This is a genomic window from Streptococcus oralis subsp. oralis (assembly GCF_002096445.1).
In the GTDB taxonomy this organism is placed as follows: domain Bacteria; phylum Bacillota; class Bacilli; order Lactobacillales; family Streptococcaceae; genus Streptococcus; species Streptococcus oralis_N.
Genome location: NZ_NCUK01000009.1, coordinates 1 through 23,450, shown reverse-complemented (window position 1 = coordinate 23,450; position 23,450 = coordinate 1). Strand labels below are relative to the sequence as shown.

Below are 23,450 nucleotides of genomic sequence, written 5' to 3'. Positions count from 1 at the left end.
TACTTTGTGCTAAACTAAAAGCATGAAACATGATTTTAATCACAAAGCAGAAACCTTTGATTCGCCCAAAAATATCTTTCTTGCAAATTTGGTGTGTCAAGCAGTTGAAGCACAGATTGCTCTTCTATCAGACAAGGAAATATTGGACTTTGGTGGTGGAACGGGTCTATTAGCTTTGCCCCTGGCTCAGCAGGCCAAGTCGGTTACCCTTGTGGACATCTCGGAGAAAATGCTGGATCAAGCCCGTTTGAAAGCAGAGCAACAAGACATCAAGAATATCCAGTTTTTGGAGCAGGATTTACTGGTGAATCCTTTGGAGCAACAATTTGACCTAATTGTAGTCAGTCGGGTTCTTCATCATATGCCTGATCTAGATGCGACTCTTGCCATGTTTCACCATCACCTTAGGGAGAATGGACAAGTTCTCATCGCTGATTTTGTCAAGACAGATACCAACCATCATGGTTTTGATTTAGCTGAACTGGAAACCAAGCTCGCTCAGAATGGTTTTTCAAGCATTGGCAGTCAGATCCTCTATAGTGCAGAAGATCTTTTCCTCGGAAATTACGCAGAACTCTTTTTAACAGTAGCCCAAAAATCACTCGCTGACTAAAGCAGTGATTTTTTCTCTTCAGATGGAAAAAAGGAGGGAATTTTGATAAGATAGGAATATGGATTTTGAAAAAATTGAACAAGCTTATACGTATTTACTAGAGAATGTCCAAGTCATCCAAAGTGATTTGGCGACCAACTTTTATGATGCCTTAGTAGAGCAAAATGGTATCTACCTAGATGGCGAGACCAAATTAGAGCAGGTCAAGGAGAACAATCAAGCCCTTAAGCGCCTAGCACTTCGTAAGGAAGAGTGGCTCAAGACCTACCAATTTCTCTTGATGAAGGCAGGACAAACGGAGCCTTTACAGGCCAATCACCAGTTTACACCAGATGCCATTTCCCTCCTCTTGGTACTTGTTGTAGAAGAGTTGTTTAAACAAGAGGAAATTAGCATCCTCGAAATAGGCTCTGGTATGGGCGTTTTGGGAGCTACTTTCTTGACTTCCCTCTCTAAAAAAGTAGATTACTTGGGAATCGAAGTGGATGACTTACTGATTGATTTGGCAGCCAGTATGGCAGATGTGATTGGTTTGCAGGCTGGTTTTGTCCAAGGAGATGCCGTTCGTCCGCAAATGCTTAAAGAAAGCGACGTGGTCATCAGCGACTTGCCTGTTGGCTATTACCCAGACGATGCCATCGCTTCACGCTATCAAGTGGCTTCTAGTCAAGAGCATACCTATGCCCACCATTTGCTGATGGAGCAAGGGCTCAAGTACCTTAAGTCAGATGGCTATGCTATTTTTCTAGCTCCGAGTGATTTATTGACCAGCCCTCAAAGTGATTTTTTAAAAGGGTGGCTCAAAGACGAAGTGAGTCTGGCTGCTATCATCGCTCTGCCAGAGGATATTTTCTCAACTGCAAGCCAAGCTAAAAGTATTTTTGTCTTACAAAAGAAAAGAGATAAGGAAATAGAACCCTTTGTCTATCCTCTTACTAGCTTGCAAGATCTGTCAGTTTTGTTGACCTTTAAAGAAAATTTTCAAAATTGGAGCAAAGGTACTGAAATATAAAAGAGATTTTGTTATAATAGATGAAAACGCTTAAAAAGAGGTATCATCTTATGACAAAAACAATTGCAATCAATGCAGGAAGCTCAAGCTTGAAATGGCAACTTTATCAAATGCCTGAAGAGAAAGTTTTGGCTAAAGGCTTGATTGAACGTATTGGATTGAAAGATTCAATTTCAACAGTAAAATTTGACGGTCGTTCGGAGCAACAAATTCTTGATATTGAAGACCATACACAAGCCGTTAAAATTTTATTGGATGACTTGATTCGTTTTGACATCATTAAAGGGTACGATGAGATTACAGGTGTCGGACACCGCGTCGTTGCAGGTGGTGAATATTTCAAGGAATCAACAGTTGTTGAGGGAGATGTGTTAGAAAAAGTTGAGGAATTGGGACTCTTGGCTCCCCTTCACAATCCAGCTAACGCAGCTGGAATTCGCGCATTTAAGGAATTGCTTCCAGATATTACCAGTGTTGTCGTATTTGATACCTCATTCCACACAAGTATGCCAGAAAAGGCTTATCGCTACCCTCTACCAACTAAATACTACACAGACAACAAGGTTCGTAAATATGGTGCCCACGGGACAAGCCACCAGTTTGTCGCAGGAGAAGCAGCGAAACTTTTGGGCCGCCCTCTAGAAGACTTGAAATTGATTACCTGCCATATTGGTAACGGGGCTTCTATCACAGCTGTTAAGGGAGGGAAGTCTGTGGATACTTCTATGGGATTCACACCACTTGGAGGTGTGATGATGGGAACTCGTACAGGAGATATTGACCCTGCTATCATCCCTTATCTCATGCAATATACAGAGGATTTCAATACCCCAGAAGATATTAGTCGCGTTCTCAATCGTGAATCAGGGCTCATGGGAGTTTCTGGTCAGTCAAGCGATATGCGTGATGTGATTGCTGCCATGGAAGCAGGAGACCATGATGCGACTTTGGCTTATGAAATGTATGTCGATCGTATCCAAAAACATATCGGTCAATACCTTGCAGTCCTAAATGGAGCAGATGCGATTATCTTCACAGCAGGTATCGGTGAAAATGCAGCTTTGGTTCGTGAGGATGTCATTTCAGGTATCTCTTGGTTTGGTTGTGATGTGGATCCAGAAAAGAACGTCTTTGGCGTAACGGGAGACATCTCAACTGACGCAGCGAAAATCCGTGTCTTGGTTATTCCAACAGATGAAGAATTGGTGATTGCACGCGATGTTGAGCGCTTGAAAAAATAAGTAAATACACGTAAAATTTGATTGTAAAAAGAAGTTGGGAAAGAGATTTTCCAGCTTTTTTTATGTAGAAAATGTCTAAAACCTTGCTGTTATTGGCTTTTTCAAAAAATATGGTATAATAGTAGTAATTTAATAGATGGAGTTGAGTTTTGAAGAAAAGCTTTCGTGTAAAAAGAGAGAAAGATTTTAAGGCGATTTTCAAGGGCGGAACAAGTTTTGCCAATCGAAAATTTGTTGTCTACCAATTGGAAAACCAGCAAAACCATTTTCGAGTAGGACTGTCCGTCAGCAAAAAGCTGGGGAATGCAGTTACCAGAAATCAAATTAAGAGACGAATCCGGCACATTCTACAAAGTGTAAAAGGGAGTTTAGTAGAGCATGTTGATTTTGTCGTGATTGCCCGAAAAGGGGTGGAAACCTTGGAATATGCAGAGATGGAGAAAAACCTACTCCACGTATTAAAGTTATCAAAGATTTACCAGGAAGGAAATGGGAGTGAAAAAGAAACTACAGTTGACTAGTTTGTTGGGCTTGTCCTTGTTTATCATGACAGCCTGTGCAACAAATGGTACAGCTAGCGATATAACAGCAGATTCGACAGACTTTTGGAGCAAATTCGTCTATTTTTTTGCTGAAATTATCCGCTTTTTGTCCTTTGACATTAGTATCGGAGTGGGGATTATTCTCTTCACGATTTTGATCCGGACGATTTTATTGCCAGTCTTTCAGACACAGATGGTTGCCTCTAGAAAAATGCAAGAGGCTCAACCGCGCATCAAGGCTTTGCGAGAGCAATACCCGGGTCGTGATATGGAAAGTAGAACCAAGCTAGACCAGGAGATGCGTAAGGTTTATAAAGAGTTAGGAATCAAACATTCATCCTCTCTCTGGCCGATTTTAATACAAATGCCTGTTCTCTTGGCACTTTTTCAAGCCTTGAGTCGAGTAGACTTTTTGAAAACAGGTCACTTTTTATGGATTAATTTGGGAGGAGTAGATACAAGTTTTGTCCTTCCGATTTTGGCGGCAGTCTTTACCTTCTTGAGTAGCTGGTTATCGAATAAAGCTTTGTCCGAAAAAAGTGGAGCTACGACAGGGATGATGTATGGTATGCCTGTATTGATCTTTGTTTTTGCCATCTCCGCCCCAAGTGGTGTAGCCTTGTACTGGGCCGTATCCAATGCTTACCAAGTTCTGCAAACCTATTTCTTGAACAATCCTTTCAAGATTATTGCCGAAAGAGAAGCAGTGGCGCAAGCAGAAAAAGATTTAGAAGGCAAGAAGAGAAGAGCTTTGAAAAAAGCACAGAAAAAGAAAAAATAAGGAGGAATCTGATAATGGTATTATTTACAGGTTCAACGGTTGAAGAAGCAATCCAAAAAGGATTGAAAGAATTAGACATTCCAAGAATGAAGGCCCACATCAAGGTCGTTTCGAAAGAGAAAAAAGGATTTTTAGGCTTGTTTGGTAAGAAGCCAGCTCAAGTTGATATCGAAGCCATTAGTGAAACGACAGTAATCAAAGCCAACCAGCAGGCCATTAAAGGGGTTCCAAAAGAAGTTAATGAAAAAAATGAACCAGTGAAAACCGTCAGCGAAGCGACAGTTGATTTGGGATATGTGGTTGAAGCCATCAAGAAGATTGAAGAAGAAGGTCAAGGTGTCTCTGAAGAGGTCAAGGCTGAAATCCTGAAAAATGAAAAGCACGCCAGCACGATTTTGGAAGAAACAGGCCATATTTCAATTTTAAATGAATTGGAACCAGAGGATACTACCGAGGAAGTGAAATCTGCTCCAGAAAAAGAAACTGAAACGCAGGAAGCAACAAGTCAATCTTTGGAAGATTTAGGCTTGAAAGTAGAACCAAGTTATGACATCGAACAAGTGGCAACTGAAGTAGCTAGCTACGTTCAAACCATTGTAGATGATATGGATGTTGAAGGGACGATTTCAAGCGACTACAATCGCCGCACCATCAATCTTCAAATTGACACCAATGAACCAGGCCGTATTATCGGCTACCACGGAAAAGTCTTGAAAGCTCTTCAGCTGTTAGCGCAAAATTACCTTTATAATCGCTATTCAAGAACCTTCTACATCACAATCAATGTCAATGATTACGTTGAGCACCGTGCAGAAGTCTTGCAAACTTACGCTCAAAAATTGGCGACTCGCGTTTTAGAAGAAGGACGTAGCCAACAAACTGATCCAATGTCAAATAGCGAACGCAAGATTATCCATCGCATTATTTCACGCATGGATGGCGTGACGAGTTACTCTGAAGGTGACGAGCCAAATCGCTATGTTGTCGTAGATGCAGAATAAGCAAAGCAAAATCAGGTTCGTCCTGATTTTTTGCTAGGAAAGGAAAGATTCAGATATGCTGAAAGCAGTTAGAGAATACCTATCATTTGCAGGAGTCCAGTACCGTAATCCTGATAAAGCTGGTGATGAAAGAGAAAAGATGCTGGAATTGCGTCACAAAGGCCAAGAGGCTCGGAAGTCTTTCACAGAATTGGCCAAAACCTTTCAAGCAAGTCATCCAGAATGGCAACTGCAACAGACTAGTCAGTGGATGAACCAAGCACAACGCTTGCGACCGCATTTCTGGGCCTATTTACAGAGAGACGGACAAGTGACAGAACCTATGATGGCTCTTCGTTTGTATGGAACACCTGCTGACTTTGGGATTTCTTTGGAAGTCAGTTTCATCGAGCGCAAGAAAGACGAACAGACCTTAGACAAGCAAGCCAAGGTTTTAGAGCTTCCAGCGGTAGAAGGAATTTATTATCTGGTCTATTCAAATGGGGAGAGTCATAAGGTGGAGGCTACTGAGGAGAATCGTCGTACTTTACGCGAGAAGGTGAGAAGTCAGGAAGTCCGTAAAGTTTTGGTCAAGTCAGATGTTTCCCTCATTGAAAATCAGTCAGTAGAAGCGATATTGGAGAAGCTAGAAGACGCTTATACGCTCTTGCTCCCGTACTATGAGGTGACGAGGGAATAGAAAATCAAATGTGTTAGATGAACGCAAATTGTTTTATTGCTATTCTATGCATTTTTTCATATAATAGTAAAATAGGATGTGTGATTTATTAATCACCTCAAAGAGAAAGGAAATTCTATGTCAAATCTATCTGTTAATGCAATTCGTTTTCTAGGTATTGACGCCATCAACAAAGCAAACTCAGGTCACCCAGGGGTGGTTATGGGGGCTGCTCCAATGGCCTATAGCCTCTTTACAAAGCAACTTCGTATCAATCCAGCTCAACCAAACTGGATCAACCGCGATCGCTTTATTCTTTCAGCAGGTCATGGCTCTATGCTTCTCTATGCCCTTCTTCACCTTTCTGGTTTTGAAGATGTTAGCATGGATGAAGTCAAGAACTTCCGCCAATGGGGTTCAAAAACGCCAGGTCACCCAGAATTTGGTCATACAGCAGGGGTTGACGCGACAACTGGTCCTCTAGGTCAAGGGATTTCTACTGCTACTGGTTTTGCCCAAGCAGAACGTTTCCTTGCAGCGAAGTATAACCGCGAAGGCTATAATATCTTTGACCACTATACTTATGTGATCTGTGGAGATGGAGACTTGATGGAAGGTGTCTCAAGTGAGGCAGCTTCATACGCAGGCTTGCAAAAACTTGACAAGTTGGTGGTTCTTTATGATTCAAATGACATCAACTTGGATGGTGAGACAAAAGATTCCTTTACAGAAAGTGTTCGTGACCGTTACAATGCTTACGGTTGGCATACAGCCTTGGTTGAAGATGGAACAGACTTGGAAGCTATCCATGTTGCTATCGAAACAGCTAAAGTTTCAGGAAAACCATCTTTGATTGAAGTGAAGACTGTGATTGGATACGGCTCTCCAAACAAACAAGGAACTAATGCCGTACACGGTGCTCCTCTTGGTGCAGATGAAACTGCAGCAACTCGCCAGGCTCTCGGTTGGGAATATGAACCATTTGAAATTCCAGAGCAAGTTTATGCTGATTTCAAGGAAAATGTTGCAGACCGTGGTGCATCAGCTTATCAAGCTTGGACTAAATTAGTTGCTGATTATAAAGAAGCGCATCCAGAACTGGCTGCAGAAGTAGAAGCTATTATCGACGGACGTGATCCAGTTAAAGTTACTCCAGCAGACTTCCCAGCCTTAGAAAATGGTTTCTCTCAAGCAACTCGTAATTCAAGTCAAGATGCTTTGAACGTTGTCGCTGCCAAGTTGCCAACCTTCCTAGGTGGATCAGCTGACCTCGCTCACTCAAACATGACATATATCAAAACGGACGGACTTCAAGACGACGCTAATCGCTTGAACCGCAATATTCAGTTTGGTGTTCGTGAATTTGCTATGGGAACGATATTGAACGGGATGGCCCTTCATGGTGGACTTCGTGTATACGGTGGTACTTTCTTCGTCTTCTCTGACTATGTGAAAGCAGCTGTCCGCTTGTCAGCCTTGCAAGGACTTCCTGTGACTTATGTCTTTACCCACGATTCAATCGCAGTTGGTGAAGATGGTCCAACTCACGAACCAGTTGAACACTTAGCAGGTCTCCGTGCTATGCCAAATCTGAATGTTTTCCGCCCAGCAGATGCGCGTGAAACTCAAGCGGCTTGGTACCTTGCCGTGACAAGCGAAAAAACACCAACTGCCCTTGTCTTGACACGTCAAAATTTGACTGTCGAAGAAGGAACAGACTTTGACAAAGTTGCGAAAGGTGCCTATGTCGTCTATGAAAATGCAGCAGACTTTGATACAATCTTGATTGCGACAGGTTCAGAGGTCAATCTTGCTGTCTCAGCTGCCAAAGAATTGGCTGGTCAAGGTGCAAAAGTCCGCGTAGTCAGCATGCCATCTACAGATGTCTTTGATGCACAAGATGCAGCTTATAAGGAAGAAATCCTTCCAAATGCAGTCCGCCGTCGTGTTGCAGTCGAAATGGGTGCAACTCAAAACTGGTACAAATATGTTGGTCTGGATGGTGCAGTTCTCGGTATTGATACCTTTGGAGCATCTGCCCCAGCACCAAAAGTATTGGCAGAGTACGGATTTACAGTTGAAAATCTAGTCAAAGTCGTTCAAAACTTGAAATAATCACAAAAATCAGAGTGAAAACTCTGATTTTTTATAACCATAAAAACAAGGCACAACCTTGTAAAAGTAGCTGAAATTTGATATAGTAGTCCTATGTAAAATACAAAGGAGAAAATACTATGGAAAATATTAGTCCAAATTTAACATTTTTGATCATGCTTGTAGGTATGTTTGCCTTGATGTTCTTTATGCAACGTTCTCAAAAGAAACAAGCACAAAAGCGTATGGAAAGCTTGAACAAGCTTCAAAAAGGATATGAAGTCATTACAATTGGTGGGCTTTACGGAACAGTGGATGAAGTAGATACTGAGAAAGGTACAATCGTACTGGATGTAGATGGGGTTTATTTGACCTTTGAATTGGCTGCAATTAAGACCGTTTTGCCACTCAAAGAAGCTGTGACACCAGAAGGAACAGTTGTTGACGAAGGCGGAGCAATCGAAGAATAAAACGGGACCTGTCACTCCCGTTTTTCTATGAGACGAGAGGAAAAGGGATGAAAAAAATAGTATTTGTTTGCCTAGGAAATATCTGTCGTAGCCCCATGGCAGAGTTTGTGATGAAGTCCATGACGAGCGATTACCACGTTGAGAGTCGTGCAACGTCATCATGGGAACATGGCAATCCGATTCATAAGGGCACTCAAGGGATTTTTCAACAGTATGAGATTCCTTATGACAAGAGCAAGACATCTCTTCAGATTACTAAGGAAGATTTTGAAGCCTTTGATTACATTATCGGTATGGATGCTTCAAACGTTTCAGATCTGCGTCACATGTGTCCTCAGGAACTACAGTACAAGATTTACTCTTTTGCATCTGAAAGTGTCCCAGATCCTTGGTATACAGGAGATTTTGAGGAAACCTATACTCGTATCACAAGTGGATGTCAAAGCTGGCTAGATCGATTAGAAAAAGAGAGTGATAATGGAAAAGCTTAAACAATTTTATGAGAAGTGTAGAGTTTACCTAACTCGTCCTAGGTTAGAGCTCATTGCAGTAGTTGTAATAGCACTCTGTGCTCTTTCGGTATTTCTGCTAAATACGCCTAAAAAGGGTGTCCTGAAACTTGATGGTGGAGCTCTTGTTTATGATGGCACCTTGGTACGTGGGAAAATGAATGGTCAAGGAACCCTGACCTTTGAAAATGGAGACCAATATACAGGTGATTTCAATAATGGAGCCTTTAATGGAAAAGGGACTTTCCAATCAAAAGATGGCTGGAAATACGAAGGTGATTTTGTAAATGGCCAGGCTGAAGGCCAAGGGAAGTTGACGACAGAGCAAGAAGTTGTTTATGAAGGGACCTTTAAACAAGGCGTTTTTCAGCAAAAACAGTAGTCTCCAAGTTAGGAGGCTATTATCAAAACCAAAAAAGAAAGCGCTTTCTTGTCTTGAATTCGATAACTAACTATCAACTAGAAAAACTTTGTGAAATAAAAAAATTTTTTCCATAATTTCACAATCGTCCAGACAAAACTCTATTATATAGCTATATTGAGAAAAAAATCACAATCTCAGAAAAATTCTTTGTGAAATACTTATGAAACTGTTTACAAAGCATAAAAAAAGAGTTATAATAAACTTGTGAAAAAATTAACAAAGGATAACATCCTTAAAGGCTATGGAGGATAATATGGCTGATAAAAAAACAGTAACACCAGAGGAAAAACAACTTGCTGCTGAAAAGCATGTCGATGGTCTCGTGAAAAAAGCCTTGGTTGCGCTTGATGAAATGCGCAAATTGAACCAAGAACAAGTTGACTATATCGTGGCAAAAGCTTCGGTTGCCGCACTTGACGCGCACGGTATTCTTGCACAACATGCAGTTGAAGAAACTGGTCGTGGGGTATTTGAAGATAAGGCAACAAAAAACCTATTTGCCTGCGAACACGTAGTGAACAATATGCGTGGAGTTAAAACGGTTGGAGTTATTGAAGATGATCCAATTACAGGTTTGACAAAGATTGCGGAACCTGTCGGGGTAATCTGTGGTGTCACTCCGACAACAAACCCAACTTCAACAGCGATTTTCAAATCACTCATTGCTTTGAAAACACGTAACCCAATCGTTTTTGCTTTCCATCCATCAGCTCAAGAATCATCAGCACACGCAGCACAAATCGTTCGCGATGCAGCCATCGCAGCCGGTGCACCTGAAAACTGTGTACAATGGATTACAAAGCCATCTATGGAAGCAACTGGAGCGCTAATGAACCACGAAGGTGTTGCAACTATTCTTGCAACTGGTGGGAACGCTATGGTTAAGGCTGCTTACTCATGTGGGAAGCCAGCTCTTGGGGTAGGTGCCGGAAACGTTCCCGCCTATGTAGAAAAATCTGCTGACCTTCGTCAAGCTGCTCATGACATCGTTATGTCTAAATCATTTGATAATGGGATGGTCTGTGCATCAGAACAAGCGGTTATCATTGATAAAGAAGTGTATGACGAATTTGTAGAAGAATTCAAATCATATCACACTTACTTTGTAAACAAGAAAGAAAAAGCACTTCTTGAAGAATTCTGTTTTGGCGTGAAAGCTAACAGCAAAAACTGTGCAGGTGCTAAACTAAATGCAAACATCGTTGGTAAACCAGCAGCATGGATTGCTGAACAAGCAGGATTCAGCGTTCCAGAAGGAACAAACATCTTGGCTGCAGAATGTGCAGAAGTAGGACCAAAAGAACCATTGACTCGTGAAAAATTGTCACCAGTTATCGCTGTCCTAAAAGCTGAAGATACAGAAGATGGTCTTAAAAAAGCTCGTCAAATGGTTGAGTTTAACGGACTTGGTCACTCAGCAGCCATCCATACAAAAGACGAAGCTCTTGCTAAACGCTTTGGTACAGAAATCAAAGCAATGCGTATTATCTGGAACTCTCCATCTACTTTCGGCGGTATCGGTGACGTATACAATGCCTTCATTCCATCATTGACACTTGGATGTGGTTCATATGGACACAACTCAGTCGGTGATAATGTGAGTGCGATCAACCTTCTAAACATCAAGAAAGTAGGGAAACGTAGAAATAATATGCAGTGGTTTAAAGTTCCTTCAAAAATTTACTTCGAACGCAATTCTATCCAATACCTTCAAACATGTGAAGATATTGAGCGCGTTCTGATTGTTACAGACAAATCTATCGAAAAACTTGGCTTTGTTCAACGTGTTATTGATCAATTGAACGCACGTAGCAACCGTGTAACTATCCAAGTCTTCTCAGATGTTGAACCAGATCCAGACATCACAACTGTAGAACGTGGTGCTGAAGTGATGAAAGCATTTGAACCAGACACAATCATTGCTCTTGGTGGTGGTTCTCCAATGGACGCGGCCAAAGTAATGTGGCTCTTCTACGAACAACCAGAAATCGACTTCCGTGACTTGGTTCAAAAATTCATGGATATCCGTAAACGTGCCTTCCGCTTCCCATCACTTGGTAAGAAAGCGAAATACATCGGTATTCCAACAACTTCAGGTACAGGTTCAGAAGTAACACCATTTGCCGTTATCTCTGATAAGAAAAACAACCGCAAATACCCATTGGCTGACTACTCATTGACACCAACTATTGCCATTGTTGACCCTGCTTTGGTTGAATCAGTTCCAGACTTCATCGCTGCTGATACAGGTATGGACGTCTTGACTCACGCGACTGAAGCCTACACTTCAAACTTTGCTAACGACTACACAGACGGTATTGCGCTTCAAACAATCAAACTTGTCTTTGAATGGTTGGAAAAATCTGTTAAGACAGCTGACCCAGAAGCACGTGAAAAAATGCATAATGCGTCTACAATGGCTGGTATGGCTTTCGCCAATGCCTTCCTTGGTATGAGCCACTCAATGGCCCACAAGATTGGTGGTGTTCACCATACTGTTCACGGACGTACAAACGCTATCTTGCTTCCATACGTTATCCGTTACAACGGAACTCGTCCATCTAAGACTACTACATGGCCTAAATACAACTACTGGAAAGCTGATGAGAAATTCCAAGACATCGCGAAAATGCTTGGCTTGCCTCACTCAACTCCAGAAGAAGCAGTTGAAGCATACGCTAAAGCAGTTTACGAACTTGGTGTTGCAGTAGGTATCAAGATGAACTTCAAGGATCAAGGAATTGATGAAAAAGCTTGGAAAGACAGCTTGCATGAAATTGCCTTGCTTGCTTATGAAGACCAATGTTCACCTGCTAACCCTCGCTTGCCAATGGTAGCTGACATGGAAGAAATCATGGCAGATGCTTACTATGGTTATGCAGAACGTCCAGGACGTCGTAAATAATCGTTTATCAGCCTAGAGGCAGGAGTGATCCTGTCTCTTTTTTGTACATTTTCTTGAAAAAATGTTATAATAAGTGTATATGTTTGTTTGACTATCAAAGTTTTTGTATCGAGCCGAGGGAGAAATGTAAGAGATGAATGATTTAGGGGAAAAGGTAAGACTCCTTAGAGAGGAGAAAGGTCTTAGTCGTCCAGTTTTTTGTGGAGATGAGTCAGAGTTATCCGTTCGTCAGTTGGTACGCATTGAAAAAGGAGAATTTCGTCCTACGATAAAAACACTAGAATACATTGCAGATAGGCTAGGCATTCCATCCTATGTCTTGATGCCAGACTACAAGGAGTTACCCAAGCGTTACCAAGAATTAAAATACTTTCTTCTTCATCATCCTGACTATGGAGACAAAGAGTTGCAAGAGCAGAAGGAAGCATATTTTGATGAGATTTTTGAATATTTTTATGATGATTTGCCACGAGATGAAAAAGTGATAGTGGATTGTCTTCAAGCCATAGATGAGGTGAGAGCGACTACTAACTCCTTATATGGGAGCAGTGTGATGGAAGATGGTCTGAAAGGCATACTATCCAGAGATGTATATAAGGCTGAGGATTTGTTGAGATTGAGACTGTATTTTGTATGTCAGTTAATGGATGGTTTAAATATAGGTGAGATAAAAGAATCTGAACATGAAACCATTCTTTATTTTCATGATAAACTAAGTTCTCAGGTAGATAAGATAGAGTTCGATTGTTTGGACTTGCTTAGAGATTCCTTGTTAGCATCTTTAACTTGTATAGAGATTATGGGGCTGTTTCATTATTTTAAGAGAGCAGTCGAGACCTTAAATAAAATAGGGCAAAAGACACGAGATTTTCAAAAACAACCGATTGTCTTGATGGTGGAGTGGAAATATTATATTCAGACTGATTATGATAAAGCAAAACAAAAGTATGAAGAAGCAAAAATGATGGCGAGGATATTTGGTAATGAAAAGTTAATCGTTAGTTTAGACAATGAATGGATTGAGGACCTAGAAAGATATCGTTAAATGGGTTAATAGGAGTGACATTTCTGTCATTGGGGGAATGTCGCTTTTTTGTTACAATGAATTCGAAAAAAAGAGAAAGGAATATACTATGATTAAAATACTGATTTTTCTATTTATCACTGGTGGGTGGTGGAGTTGAGTTTAGAGGAATGATATGCTAGAATTTGAAAGAATAAACAATGTTTTATTGACTGGCATGTCAGAAGTAGGAGATGTACTGCTCATTCGACAAACACTATCAAATCTTATTCAAGTAGAAATAAGAGTTAATGGCTATTTAATGGATTTGATTACAATAAAACCCAAAAAATTAAAAATTTATCCTTTAGTAGGCATTAAAAAAAATGCACTTATTCTCGTTCAAGAAGTAAGTGTAGGACTTGATATGACGTTAGAGAATAACAGGACATTTAGGAATTTTAATTTTTTTAGAAGATTAAAATAGGAATTACAGAAAAGGAGAAAGAATATATGTGGCGTTGGGTATGGAGAATTGTAAGATGGATTTTGATTAATTTACTATGGGAAGCTATCTGGGGCTGGGTTAAACAGTGGTTTAGTAAATAGGAGGAATTGTTATGTGGCGTTGGGTATGGAAAATTGTAAAATGGATTTTAATTAATTTAATGTGGACAGCTATTTGGGCTTGGGTTGCACAGTGGTTTAGTAAATAGGAGGAATTATTATGTGGCGTTTCGTATGGAGAATTATCAAATGGATTATTATTGACTGGATTTTAACAGCAATTTGGGGCTGGGTAAAACAATGGTTTAGTTAATAACAGATGATAAATAATTTCTATTAGAAATTACTAGAATGATTATAATTGAATAAAAAAATAATTGATAGTTATGTCTCGGTTTGAAAATGGGCATTCTCAAAAAGATTATAGACATAACTATCAACTATTTTAATTATAATATAAAAGGAGAAAAAATGAAAGTAGAAAATATTTCGTATCAGGTAAATAGTCGCATACTGTTTGATCATATTTCTTTTGATACTTCGAATTCAGGTCTCACACTGATTACTGGGGAAAATGGTGCAGGAAAGTCAACACTGTTAAAAGTATTACTAGGAATTGTTCAACCATATTCTGGCTCATTGATTTCTGACGAAAAGGTTAGCTATGTTCCAGATTCTTCGGACAACTATTTCATTGGTTTATCTCCTAATTTATTATTCGAATTTTTACAGAAACAATTTTTTATTGAAACAAATTTGTTTGAAGAACGGTTAAGAGAATTACGAGAACAATTTTATTTGAATGAGAAATTGATGACGCAAACAATTCAATCATTGTCATTAGGAGAAAAGAAAAAAGTAATGCTTATAGCAGCATTTTTATTGGATTCTGATTTGTATGTTATGGACGAGCCTTTATCGGGATTAGATCAAGTTTCGGTTGAAAATCTGATTCATTTGATTGAGCAAAAGATAAATCTAGGTAAACACTTCATTATTATAAGCCACGAGAGACAGGAAATTTTACCGACAGTTGATCAGATTATTTCTTTGTAGAGGGAAATTGTATGGAAAAGTTTTATTATTCTATTACTCTGTTGTTCCTATCACGACAAGGATACTGGAACGATTCGAATAATGTCAAGGAATTATCGCTAATTCAATTGACTTACAAATATTTCTTATCTTCTATTGCTTTAGTTTTTATTTTTTTGATTGCTAAATCAGAAATTTATAATATATTAAAAGAAAATCAAATTTGGGGAATCCTATCATACTTTGAATTAGCAACAATATTGGTTCCTGCAATTCTGTTATTAGGAATACTTTATGAAAATATTTATGTTTTAAAAACTAAAACAGAAAGTACAATGAGGATATTTTTCAATATAACAGGGAGAGAATTTTGGAATATAGTATTTTTTAAGAATTTAATTCTAGTTTTGCCCATCTTAGTAGTTATTTTTTTCTATAATATTTTTTTAGGACTATTTTCATGTTTACTTATTTTTTTACTTAATAGCATATTTTATATACCAAAGATTAGATATGTGAGGTCAAGATCTAAACAATTATTCAACGTGTCATATTTACTGTCTGTCGTTGATAGCTTAACAGTGTTTAAAGCTATTACCGTACCTATCTTTTCAACATTTATTTTTATGTTTATGTGGTTGGTTTTACCAGATTTTTTAGGAATTGATACCTCAAACAAAGTGATGATATTGAATACAGCTTTATTCTCAGGGACAATATTTTTTAGCAATAAAGGAATAAATTTCTATTTTCTTACCTTAAATAAAGATTTTCCTTATCTGAAGGCTGTAGGAATCGATCTAAATAAATTTATAAAAAAAAGAATTTGGTCTTTAAATGTTATTAGTATTTTATTTCCTGCTACTTCTTTATATTTCTTTCTAAATTATTTGGGGTATAGTTTGATAGATATTTTATTATTTCTTTTCGGAATTTCTTTAGCATATTTTTTATGTCAAAGCATACAAATGTTAGAGGTATTGCTATTTAGAGAATATCGTTTTCGAGATGCGAAAGAGCTAGAAGCTTTTTCGATTCCTGTGAATATGAGGATTAAGTTATATATTATGCGCCTCATACCAATCATAGTTTGCTTATTATTCAATCAGATTAAATTATTTGGTTTATGGAGTTTAATCCTGTTAAATATAATTTATATTGGTATTGTTTATTTTAGTTTGTATCGGTACACGATATCACAAGTGATTAAAGGAGATCGTAATGTCCATTTTATCCATTAAAAATATTTCAAAATTTTACGTCTTGGATGGGAATAATAAAGAGCAGGCTCTAAGGAATATTAACCTGCAGATTGCTGAAGGGAAAATCACTGCGATTTATGGTCCGTCAGGATGTGGCAAAACCAGTCTATTGAATATTATCAGCGGTTTAGATAGGGAGTACGAGGGAATTTTAGACTTTAAAGGAGAGTCTCTTAAGGAATTGTCAGAGGTTGAATTGACGCAATTTCGCAAAGACAACATTGGGTTTGTCTTTCAAAACTTCAATCTCATCCCCCATCAATCTGTTCTGGATAATGTCAAGTTGCCTCTCTATGTCAAAGATTTATCGGATAAAGAAATGACAAGAATAGCCCAAGAACAACTTCATAATTTAGGGATGGAGCCTTTTATGGCTAAGAATGTTAAACAGCTCTCTGGTGGACAAAAACAACGTGTAGCCATTGCGCGTGCTCTGGTAAACCAACCAGATATGATTGTAGCTGATGAACCAACTGGATCGCTCGATTCTCAATCTCAGGAGATGGTTTTAGAAGTGTTCAAAAATTTGGCCCAAGCTGGAAAAACAGTACTGATTGTTACTCATAACCCAGAGGTTGCTGAATATGCAGATGTGATTATCAAAATGAAGGATGGTGAAGTCGTTGAAGAAGTCAAAAAATAAAGGATTGTCCTTTAAAAACAAATTCAAACTTTCTTTAAGTAACTTTTTGGAAAGAAAGTGGCGTAACTTGCTGATTGCAGTAGCGACCTCGATTGGTTTTGTAGGTGTATTGGTTTCGTTTGGGCTAGGAAATGCCTTGATTTCGATGATTGATGAAAATACCAACGGGGGGAAGCTCCCTTCCCAAGTTCAGATTGCGCTGAATTCTAGTGTTGCTGGCAGAGGTTTTTTGAACCAAGATGATAAGAACTATATCGTGGATACGATTGGGAAAGAAAATATTAAATATCTAGAAAGTCCTTTTGGCATGACCATGTCAAAGATTAGCATAGACGGACACGAAGTAGAATTTAGCCAATCTATGCCTTCTTATGCTCAAGTCGTGAGTTTGTATGAAGATACAAGTATTTCTGTTAGTAGCAATGAAAAAGAAAAAGTGTTAGCAGGCACTCTTTATACGGATGTTAACGAGCAGGGATTGACGATTCCGATGAGTTTGCTCAAAAATTGGAATGAACAAACAGGGGAAAATCTGACAGCTAGTGATGTTATTGGCAAGCCAGTTTCAGCAACCATTGTAGAAAATGCTGCTGAAGGTAGCAAGTTAGCAGGTTTTCAAACTCATATTGTGCGTGTCATCAATGACGAAGATGATGCAGAGGATAGCAATAGTTTCATGGCTTCCAACCAGATGGAAACTATTTTAAAAGAAGCTGAATTTACAAAGGCTGTATCCTATTTTATTCTGGAACTTAAAGATCCTTCTCGTACGAAAACAGTAACAGAAGAATTACAGAAAAATAAGAAGTATACAGTTCTCTCTCAACAGGCTGTTCTTGATATTGTGATTACCTTTATTCGTGTCATCCAGGGATTACTGATTGTGCTTTCTTCACAAGCGATTGTGGTGGCAGCAGTTATGATAGGCATCATCATTTATATCAATATTATGCAACGTTCTAAGGAAATCGGTGTCATGAAGGCCGTTGGCTATCAAAATAGAGATGTGAAAGGAATCTTTATCTACGAAGCTCTTTGGATTGTAGGAATTGCCTTGTTTATAGCTTTCATCATTGCTCAAGGGATAGGCAGTTTAGCGAATGTTATTGTTCACCATTTCTATCCATCAATCTCTAAAGTTTTTGAATTAAATCTTCTCTCTATTTTAGGGACCTTCATTTTTGCTTTGTTTCTTGGCTATATTTCTGCCTTCTTCCCAGCACGTAAGATTAGCAAAATGGATCCAGTGGAATCCTTACGCTACGAGTAGAGAAAGAAATTACAGAGGCATCCTATTAAAAAGAAACTGACATAGAAAATCAAGGTCAGCACTTGCAATTAAGCTCAAATAGTTATATAATAGGTTCGTTGAAAGGTGATTTGTAGTGATTCAAGTTACTCTTTTCACAATAAAAATTTCATGATTTTCATAAGGAGGAAATCACTAATGGTAGTTAAAGTTGGTATTAACGGTTTCGGCCGTATCGGTCGTCTTGCTTTCCGCCGTATCCAAAACGTAGAAGGTGTTGAAGTTACTCGCATCAATGACCTTACAGATCCAGTTATGCTTGCTCACTTGTTGAAATACGACACAACTCAAGGTCGTTTCGACGGTACTGTAGAAGTTAAAGAAGGTGGATTCGAAGTTAACGGTAAATTCGTTAAAGTTTCTGCTGAACGTGATCCAGAACAAATCGACTGGGCTACTGACGGTGTAGAAATCGTTCTTGAAGCAACTGGTTTCTTTGCTAAGAAAGATGCAGCTGAAAAACACCTTAAAGGTGGAGCTAAGAAAGTTGTTATCACTGCTCCTGGTGGAAACGACGTTAAAACAGTTGTATTTAACACTAACCACGACGTTCTTGACGGTACTGAAACAGTTATCTCAGGTGCTTCATGTACTACAAACTGCTTGGCTCCAATGGCTAAAGCTCTTCAAGACAACTTCGGTGTTGTAGAAGGATTGATGACTACTATCCACGCTTACACTGGTGACCAAATGATCCTTGACGGACCACACCGTGGTGGTGACCTTCGCCGTGCTCGCGCTGGTGCTGCAAACATCGTTCCTAACTCAACTGGTGCTGCTAAAGCTATCGGTCTTGTAATCCCAGAATTGAACGGTAAACTTGACGGATCTGCACAACGTGTTCCAACTCCAACTGGATCAGTTACTGAATTGGTAGCAGTTCTTGAAAAGAACGTTACTGTTGATGAAGTGAACGCAGCTATGAAAGCAGCTTCAAACGAATCATACGGTTACACAGAAGATCCAATCGTATCTTCAGATATCGTAGGTATGTCTTACGGTTCATTGTTTGACGCAACTCAAACTAAAGTTCTTGACGTTGACGGTAAACAATTGGTTAAAGTTGTATCATGGTACGACAACGAAATGTCATACACTGCACAACTTGTACGTACTCTTGAATACTTTGCAAAAATCGCTAAATAATTCTTGAGTCGAAAAAAGCAAGGCCTTCCGGTCTTGCTTTTTTGTATAGAAAAATGGATGATAGTGTCATCCATTTTGTTTTAATTTTGTTTCGAAAGTATCTGAGAGGGCAGTAAAACTCAATTGTTCTAAGGTGAGTGGATGAGTAAAGGAAAGTCGGAAGGCATGGAGCATGAGTCGGCTCGTTTTTGATCTAGAGTTATAGAGAGGATCGCCCAGGATAGGGTGTTTATGGTGAGAGAGGTGAACACGGATTTGATGCGTTCGACCGGTCTTTAGTTTGCAACGGACAAGGGTAGTCTGATTTGGAAATTGCTTTAGTCGGCTTACCTGAGTTTCGGCATGTTGCCCATTTTTGGGATCTACCACTCGTTTTCTACGATCGTGTCGATCACGACCAATTTTATCTCGGAAGATAAGTTCTTTGTTCCCTACTTGTCCCTCTACGAGTGCCCAGTACTCACGAGCGATTTCCTTTTTTTCCAACAAACGATTGAGAATGGGTAAGATAAAAGGATTTTTAGCAAAAAGCACTAAACCGCTTGTTTCCATGTCCAGGCGATGAACGACATAGCAGGTTTGACCAACGTAGGCAGAGACATGGTTGAGAAGGGCAATTTCATTAGGTTGATTTCCGTGAGTTTTCATGCCTTCGGGCTTGTTGACGATAATGAGATGTTGGTCTTGATAAATCTCTTGAACGAGGTCTGGATTGCCCCAAAGGATTTCTTTTTGGGGATAATCTTCCCCGTCAAAAGTCAATTGGCAAATGTCACCTGGTTTGACCATCTCGTTCCAGTGAACTTCTTTGTGGTTGATTAAGATGTTCTTCTTGATTCTCAAAAAATGGCGGATTTTTCTAGGGATGAGGAGTTGTTCCTCTAGAAATTGTTTGACCGTCATTTGAGGCAAGGATTCGGGTAATGTAAATGTGAATTGCATACAGATATTGTAACAAAAAAAGCCCTATTTGGATAGGGAATAGCTAAATTCTTGAGTTCCTATGGTGAAGATGATAAAATAAACGCATGAAATTAGATAAATTATTTGAGAAGTTTCTTTCTCTCTTTAAAAAAGAAACGAGTGAATCAGCAGAGTCTGATTCTACTAGTATGCGTCGTTCTCGGAGCGATAGAAAAAAACTAGGCCATGTAGGTCCGATTCGGAAATTTTGGCGTCGTTACCATCTGACAAAAATCGTCATCATTTTAGGGTTAAGTGCAGGTTTGCTAGTAGGAACCTACCTATTTGCCATAGCCAAATCTACCAATGTTAATGATTTGCAAAATGCCTTGAAAACACGAACTCTGATTTTTGACCGCGAAGAAAAAGAGGCAGGCGCCCTATCAGGTCAAAAGGGAACCTATGTTGAACTGACAGATATCAGTAAAGACTTGCAGAATGCTGTCGTCGCGACAGAGGACCGTTCCTTTTATAAAAATGATGGGATTAACTACGGTCGTTTCTTTCTAGCCATCCTTACAGCGGGTCGTTCTGGAGGGGGGTCTACCATCACTCAACAGTTGGCGAAAAATGCCTATCTTTCTCAGGACCAAACCGTTGAACGGAAGGCCAAGGAGTTTTTCCTTGCCTTAGAGTTGACAAAGAAATACAGCAAGGAGCAAATCCTTACTATGTACCTCAATAACGCCTACTTTGGAAATGGGGTATGGGGTGTTGAAGATGCAAGTAAGAAATATTTCGGTGTATCAGCTTCACAGCTAACGCTTGATCAGGCGGCCACTCTAGCAGGGATGCTCAAGGGACCAGAATTGTATAATCCATTAAATTCTGTTGAAACTTCGACCAACCGTAGGGATACTGTATTACAAAATATGGTTGCAGCGGGCTATATTGATAAAAATCAAGAGACCGAAGCGGCTGGAGTAGATATGGCTTCTCAACTGCAAGATAAGTATGAAGGCAAAGTTTCGGATTATCGTTACCCGTCCTATTTTGATGCAGTTGTCAACGAAGCGGTTTCCAAGTACAATCTCACAGAAGAAGAGATTGTCAACAACGGCTATCGAATCTACACAGAGCTTGACCAAAACTACCAAGCAAACATGCAGGTTATTTATGAAAACACTTCGCTATTTCCAACAGCAGAAGACGGAACGCATGCAGAATCGGGTAGTGTCGCTCTAGAACCCAAGACTGGTGGAGTGCGTGGAGTTGTTGGTCGTGTAGCTGGTGATGACAAACCAGGCTTCCGCAATTTTAACTATGCCACTCAGTCTAAGCGTAGCCCAGGCTCAACCATTAAACCTTTAGTTGTTTATACACCCGCAGTAGAAGCAGGATGGGCCTTGAACAAGCAACTGGACAATCATACGATGCAGTACAACAGTTATCAAGTAGACAACTATGCGGGTATTAAGACATCTCCAGAAGTACCTATGTATCAGGCCTTGGCGGAATCACTCAACCTGCCAGCTGTTGCGACTGTAAATGAATTAGGTATTGACAAAGCTTTTGACGCTGGGGAGAGATTTGGCCTGAATATGGAAAAAGTTGACCGAGTTCTTGGAGTTGCCCTTGGTGGAGGTGTGGAGACGAACCCTCTCCAGATGGCGCAAGCCTATGCAGCCTTTGTCAATGGAGGTCTAATGCCTGAAGCACATTTCATCACTCGTATTGAAAATGCCAGCGGTCAGGTCATCAAGAGTCATAAAAACTCCCAAAAACGAGTGATTGATAAATCGGTAGCTGATAAAATGACCAGCATGATGCTAGGAACATTTACCAATGGTACAGGAATTAGTTCGTCACCAGCGGATTACGTTATGGCTGGTAAAACAGGTACGACTGAAGCTGTTTTCAACCCAGAATATACCAGTGACCAGTGGGTGATCGGCTATACTCCGGATGTGGTCATCAGCCACTGGCTCGGCTTCCCAACAACAGATGAGAATCATTATCTAGCAGGTTCGACCTCAAATGGAGCAGCCCATGTCTTTAGAAGTATGGCTAATGCCATTTTGCCATACACTCCAGGTAGTACTTTTACAGTTGAGAATGCTTATAAACAAAATGGGATTGAACCAGAAAATACGAAAAAGCAGGTTGTTGAAAATGAGACAAACCAGTCTGAGGACCCGATAGGAGATATTCGTAGTCGTGCACAAAATCTTGTAGATGAAGCAGGCCGTGCGATTTCAGAAGCTAAGATAAAAGAAAAAGCCCAGACAATATGGGACTCAATCCTTAATCTATTTCGCTAAGAGGCTTGTCAAAGCCTAGGTTTCTTGTTATAATAGATAAGATGGAGGCGTTATGGCACTAAAAAAAGCAAGCCTAGCATGTGCAGTTTGCGGTTCAAGAAATTACTCAATCAAAATTAGTGGGAACCCCAAGCCAACACGACTAGAAGTAAATAAATTTTGTAAACATTGTGGAAAATATACGACACATAGAGAAACGAGATAGGAGAGAACGATGGGTTTTATTAAGGATATTTTTAAACTTCTTAAAGAAACAACTTGGCCAACTCGCAAAGAAAGCTGGAGAGATTTTCGCTCTATTATGGAATATACAGCCTTCTTTGTGGTCATCATTTACATTTTTGACCAGTTGATTGTTTCAGGTTTGATTCGATTTATTAACATTTTTTAGAAGAAAAGCGGAGAACTTCTGCTAGCTTTCTTCTATTATGAAAGGAAATATCATGGATAGTTTTGACAAGGGATGGTTTGTTCTACAAACTTATTCTGGCTATGAAAATAAGGTAAAAGAAAATCTATTGCAACGTGCACAAACTTATAATATGTTGGATAATATTCTACGAGTTGAGATTCCAACACAAACTGTGCAAGTTGAGAAAAATGGAAAGAAAAAAGAAATTGAAGAGAATCGCTTTCCAGGTTATGTCCTTGTAGAAATGGTCATGACCGATGAAGCATGGTTCGTCGTTCGAAACACACCGAACGTAACAGGATTCGTCGGCTCACACGGTAACAGATCAAAACCAACTCCACTATTGGAACAAGAAATCCGTGATATTCTGGTTTCAATGGGACAAACTGTTCAAGAGTTTGATATTGACGTTGAAGTTGGCCAGACAGTCCGCATCATTGATGGCGCTTTTGCAGACTACACAGGGAAAATTACTGAAATTGATAACAACAAAGTGAAGATGATTATCTCTATGTTTGGTAATGATACGATTGCAGAAGTGAATCTCAACCAAATTGCAGAATTATAACCCCAGAGAGGCTTTGTCTCTCTTTTTATGTGCCGTTGAGGGGGAAAGAAGTATAGAATAGAGGAAGTAGACCCAGGGCCTCGCGCATTTT

General features: G+C 39.6%; 24 protein-coding genes. 23 read left to right on the top strand and 1 reads right to left on the bottom strand.

Annotated elements, in window-relative coordinates; all coding sequences use genetic code 11:
• The first annotated feature begins 22 nt into the window (after positions 1-22).
• From B7721_RS00245 to gap, 19 genes are all read left to right on the top strand, one after another.
• Positions 23-613 (top strand): class I SAM-dependent methyltransferase, encoded by a 591-nt coding sequence (locus tag B7721_RS00245; RefSeq protein ID WP_142358567.1) that lies wholly within the window; start codon positions 23-25, stop codon positions 611-613.
• Positions 614-671: 58 nt separating this feature from the next.
• On the top strand, positions 672-1,625 hold the full coding sequence (locus tag B7721_RS00240; protein WP_084876951.1) for a class I SAM-dependent methyltransferase: 954 nt from the start codon (positions 672-674) through the stop codon (positions 1,623-1,625).
• Between the two features lie 50 nt (positions 1,626-1,675).
• Positions 1,676-2,866, top strand: a complete 1,191-nt coding sequence (locus B7721_RS00235) for an acetate kinase (RefSeq protein ID WP_000167789.1) — start codon at positions 1,676-1,678, stop codon at positions 2,864-2,866.
• 149 nt (positions 2,867-3,015) lie between these two features.
• Positions 3,016-3,387 carry a ribonuclease P protein component gene (gene rnpA / locus B7721_RS00230; protein ID WP_084876950.1) on the top strand — a complete coding sequence of 124 codons (372 nt, stop codon included), beginning with the start codon at positions 3,016-3,018 and terminating at the stop codon, positions 3,385-3,387.
• On the top strand, positions 3,362-4,189 hold the full coding sequence (locus tag B7721_RS00225; RefSeq protein ID WP_000728097.1) for a membrane protein insertase YidC: 828 nt from the start codon (positions 3,362-3,364) through the stop codon (positions 4,187-4,189). Before rnpA ends, B7721_RS00225 begins: the two co-directional genes overlap by 26 nt.
• 14 nt (positions 4,190-4,203) lie before the next feature.
• Positions 4,204-5,190: an RNA-binding cell elongation regulator Jag/EloR gene (jag, locus tag B7721_RS00220; protein WP_000242591.1), complete on the top strand. Its 987-nt coding sequence runs from the start codon at positions 4,204-4,206 to the stop codon at positions 5,188-5,190.
• Positions 5,191-5,245: 55 nt separating this feature from the next.
• Positions 5,246-5,869 carry a ribonuclease P gene (locus tag B7721_RS00215; RefSeq protein WP_084876948.1) on the top strand — a complete coding sequence of 208 codons (624 nt, stop codon included), beginning with the start codon at positions 5,246-5,248 and terminating at the stop codon, positions 5,867-5,869.
• A 117-nt stretch (positions 5,870-5,986) separates the two neighbouring features.
• Complete coding sequence (tkt, locus tag B7721_RS00210) at positions 5,987-7,963, top strand: transketolase (RefSeq protein WP_084876946.1); 1,977 nt, start codon at positions 5,987-5,989, stop codon at positions 7,961-7,963.
• A gap of 128 nt (positions 7,964-8,091) precedes the next feature.
• On the top strand, positions 8,092-8,412 hold the full coding sequence (gene yajC / locus B7721_RS00205; RefSeq protein ID WP_025168800.1) for a preprotein translocase subunit YajC: 321 nt from the start codon (positions 8,092-8,094) through the stop codon (positions 8,410-8,412).
• Positions 8,413-8,459: 47 nt separating this feature from the next.
• Entirely contained in the window at positions 8,460-8,903 is a 444-nt protein-coding gene (locus B7721_RS00200) for a low molecular weight protein-tyrosine-phosphatase (RefSeq protein WP_084876944.1), read from the top strand.
• Entirely contained in the window at positions 8,890-9,303 is a 414-nt protein-coding gene (locus B7721_RS00195; protein ID WP_057488750.1) for an MORN repeat-containing protein, read from the top strand. Before B7721_RS00200 ends, B7721_RS00195 begins: the two co-directional genes overlap by 14 nt.
• A gap of 295 nt (positions 9,304-9,598) precedes the next feature.
• Positions 9,599-12,250 (top strand): bifunctional acetaldehyde-CoA/alcohol dehydrogenase, encoded by a 2,652-nt coding sequence (gene adhE, locus B7721_RS00190; RefSeq protein WP_084876942.1) that lies wholly within the window; start codon positions 9,599-9,601, stop codon positions 12,248-12,250.
• A gap of 133 nt (positions 12,251-12,383) precedes the next feature.
• Complete coding sequence (locus B7721_RS00185) at positions 12,384-13,295, top strand: helix-turn-helix domain-containing protein (protein WP_084876941.1); 912 nt, start codon at positions 12,384-12,386, stop codon at positions 13,293-13,295.
• 154 nt (positions 13,296-13,449) lie between these two features.
• Positions 13,450-13,740: a hypothetical protein gene (locus B7721_RS00180; protein WP_084876939.1), complete on the top strand. Its 291-nt coding sequence runs from the start codon at positions 13,450-13,452 to the stop codon at positions 13,738-13,740.
• Between the two features lie 491 nt (positions 13,741-14,231).
• A complete protein-coding gene (locus tag B7721_RS00175; RefSeq protein WP_158085832.1) occupies positions 14,232-14,816 on the top strand; it encodes an ABC transporter ATP-binding protein in 585 nt (194 codons plus the stop codon).
• A gap of 11 nt (positions 14,817-14,827) precedes the next feature.
• Positions 14,828-16,036, top strand: coding sequence for a hypothetical protein (locus B7721_RS00170; protein ID WP_084876936.1), 1,209 nt, complete (start codon positions 14,828-14,830; stop codon positions 16,034-16,036).
• Entirely contained in the window at positions 16,017-16,700 is a 684-nt protein-coding gene (locus B7721_RS00165) for an ABC transporter ATP-binding protein (RefSeq protein WP_084876934.1), read from the top strand. Before B7721_RS00170 ends, B7721_RS00165 begins: the two co-directional genes overlap by 20 nt.
• Positions 16,669-17,970 carry an ABC transporter permease gene (locus B7721_RS00160; RefSeq protein WP_162283461.1) on the top strand — a complete coding sequence of 434 codons (1,302 nt, stop codon included), beginning with the start codon at positions 16,669-16,671 and terminating at the stop codon, positions 17,968-17,970. Before B7721_RS00165 ends, B7721_RS00160 begins: the two co-directional genes overlap by 32 nt.
• Positions 17,971-18,147: 177 nt before the next feature.
• The gene (gene gap / locus B7721_RS00155; protein ID WP_000260682.1) at positions 18,148-19,155 is read left to right on the top strand and encodes a type I glyceraldehyde-3-phosphate dehydrogenase; all 1,008 of its coding nucleotides are present in this window, start codon (positions 18,148-18,150) and stop codon (positions 19,153-19,155) included.
• A 66-nt stretch (positions 19,156-19,221) separates the two neighbouring features.
• On the opposite strand, the gene B7721_RS00150 is transcribed toward gap, so the two are convergent.
• Entirely contained in the window at positions 19,222-20,097 is an 876-nt protein-coding gene (locus B7721_RS00150; RefSeq protein WP_084876933.1) for an RluA family pseudouridine synthase, read from the bottom strand.
• Positions 20,098-20,183: 86 nt separating this feature from the next.
• Between B7721_RS00150 and pbp2a the strand changes: the two genes are divergently transcribed.
• The 4 genes from pbp2a to nusG are packed head-to-tail and all read left to right on the top strand — an operon-like array spanning position 20,184 to position 23,359.
• Entirely contained in the window at positions 20,184-22,379 is a 2,196-nt protein-coding gene (gene pbp2a / locus B7721_RS00145) for a penicillin-binding protein PBP2A (RefSeq protein ID WP_084876931.1), read from the top strand.
• A 52-nt stretch (positions 22,380-22,431) separates the two neighbouring features.
• Complete coding sequence (gene rpmG, locus B7721_RS00140) at positions 22,432-22,584, top strand: 50S ribosomal protein L33 (protein ID WP_001809375.1); 153 nt, start codon at positions 22,432-22,434, stop codon at positions 22,582-22,584.
• Between the two features lie 9 nt (positions 22,585-22,593).
• On the top strand, positions 22,594-22,770 hold the full coding sequence (gene secE / locus B7721_RS00135; protein ID WP_000505776.1) for a preprotein translocase subunit SecE: 177 nt from the start codon (positions 22,594-22,596) through the stop codon (positions 22,768-22,770).
• A gap of 52 nt (positions 22,771-22,822) precedes the next feature.
• Complete coding sequence (nusG, locus tag B7721_RS00130) at positions 22,823-23,359, top strand: transcription termination/antitermination protein NusG (protein ID WP_000376728.1); 537 nt, start codon at positions 22,823-22,825, stop codon at positions 23,357-23,359.
• The last annotated feature ends 91 nt before the right edge of the window (positions 23,360-23,450 follow it).

Excerpts from the sequence above, each read along its gene's own strand:
- B7721_RS00215 (WP_084876948.1), top strand. The coding sequence starts at position 5,246 with ATGCTGAAAGCAGTTAGAGAATACCTATCATTTGCAGGAGTCCAGTAC.
- gap (WP_000260682.1), top strand. The coding sequence starts at position 18,148 with ATGGTAGTTAAAGTTGGTATTAACGGTTTCGGCCGTATCGGTCGTCTT.
- B7721_RS00185 (WP_084876941.1), top strand. The coding sequence starts at position 12,384 with ATGAATGATTTAGGGGAAAAGGTAAGACTCCTTAGAGAGGAGAAAGGT.
- pbp2a (WP_084876931.1), top strand. The coding sequence starts at position 20,184 with ATGAAATTAGATAAATTATTTGAGAAGTTTCTTTCTCTCTTTAAAAAA.
- B7721_RS00160 (WP_162283461.1), top strand. The coding sequence starts at position 16,669 with ATGGTGAAGTCGTTGAAGAAGTCAAAAAATAAAGGATTGTCCTTTAAA.
- B7721_RS00200 (WP_084876944.1), top strand. The coding sequence starts at position 8,460 with ATGAAAAAAATAGTATTTGTTTGCCTAGGAAATATCTGTCGTAGCCCC.
- B7721_RS00170 (WP_084876936.1), top strand. The coding sequence starts at position 14,828 with ATGGAAAAGTTTTATTATTCTATTACTCTGTTGTTCCTATCACGACAA.
- jag (WP_000242591.1), top strand. The coding sequence starts at position 4,204 with ATGGTATTATTTACAGGTTCAACGGTTGAAGAAGCAATCCAAAAAGGA.
- adhE (WP_084876942.1), top strand. The coding sequence starts at position 9,599 with ATGGCTGATAAAAAAACAGTAACACCAGAGGAAAAACAACTTGCTGCT.
- B7721_RS00235 (WP_000167789.1), top strand. The coding sequence starts at position 1,676 with ATGACAAAAACAATTGCAATCAATGCAGGAAGCTCAAGCTTGAAATGG.
- B7721_RS00175 (WP_158085832.1), top strand. The coding sequence starts at position 14,232 with ATGAAAGTAGAAAATATTTCGTATCAGGTAAATAGTCGCATACTGTTT.
- nusG (WP_000376728.1), top strand. The coding sequence starts at position 22,823 with ATGGATAGTTTTGACAAGGGATGGTTTGTTCTACAAACTTATTCTGGC.
- rpmG (WP_001809375.1), top strand. The coding sequence starts at position 22,432 with ATGGCACTAAAAAAAGCAAGCCTAGCATGTGCAGTTTGCGGTTCAAGA.
- B7721_RS00165 (WP_084876934.1), top strand. The coding sequence starts at position 16,017 with ATGTCCATTTTATCCATTAAAAATATTTCAAAATTTTACGTCTTGGAT.
- B7721_RS00245 (WP_142358567.1), top strand. The coding sequence starts at position 23 with ATGAAACATGATTTTAATCACAAAGCAGAAACCTTTGATTCGCCCAAA.
- secE (WP_000505776.1), top strand. The coding sequence starts at position 22,594 with ATGGGTTTTATTAAGGATATTTTTAAACTTCTTAAAGAAACAACTTGG.
- tkt (WP_084876946.1), top strand. The coding sequence starts at position 5,987 with ATGTCAAATCTATCTGTTAATGCAATTCGTTTTCTAGGTATTGACGCC.
- B7721_RS00195 (WP_057488750.1), top strand. The coding sequence starts at position 8,890 with ATGGAAAAGCTTAAACAATTTTATGAGAAGTGTAGAGTTTACCTAACT.
- B7721_RS00180 (WP_084876939.1), top strand. The coding sequence starts at position 13,450 with ATGCTAGAATTTGAAAGAATAAACAATGTTTTATTGACTGGCATGTCA.
- B7721_RS00150 (WP_084876933.1), bottom strand. The coding sequence starts at position 20,097 with ATGCAATTCACATTTACATTACCCGAATCCTTGCCTCAAATGACGGTC.
- B7721_RS00240 (WP_084876951.1), top strand. The coding sequence starts at position 672 with ATGGATTTTGAAAAAATTGAACAAGCTTATACGTATTTACTAGAGAAT.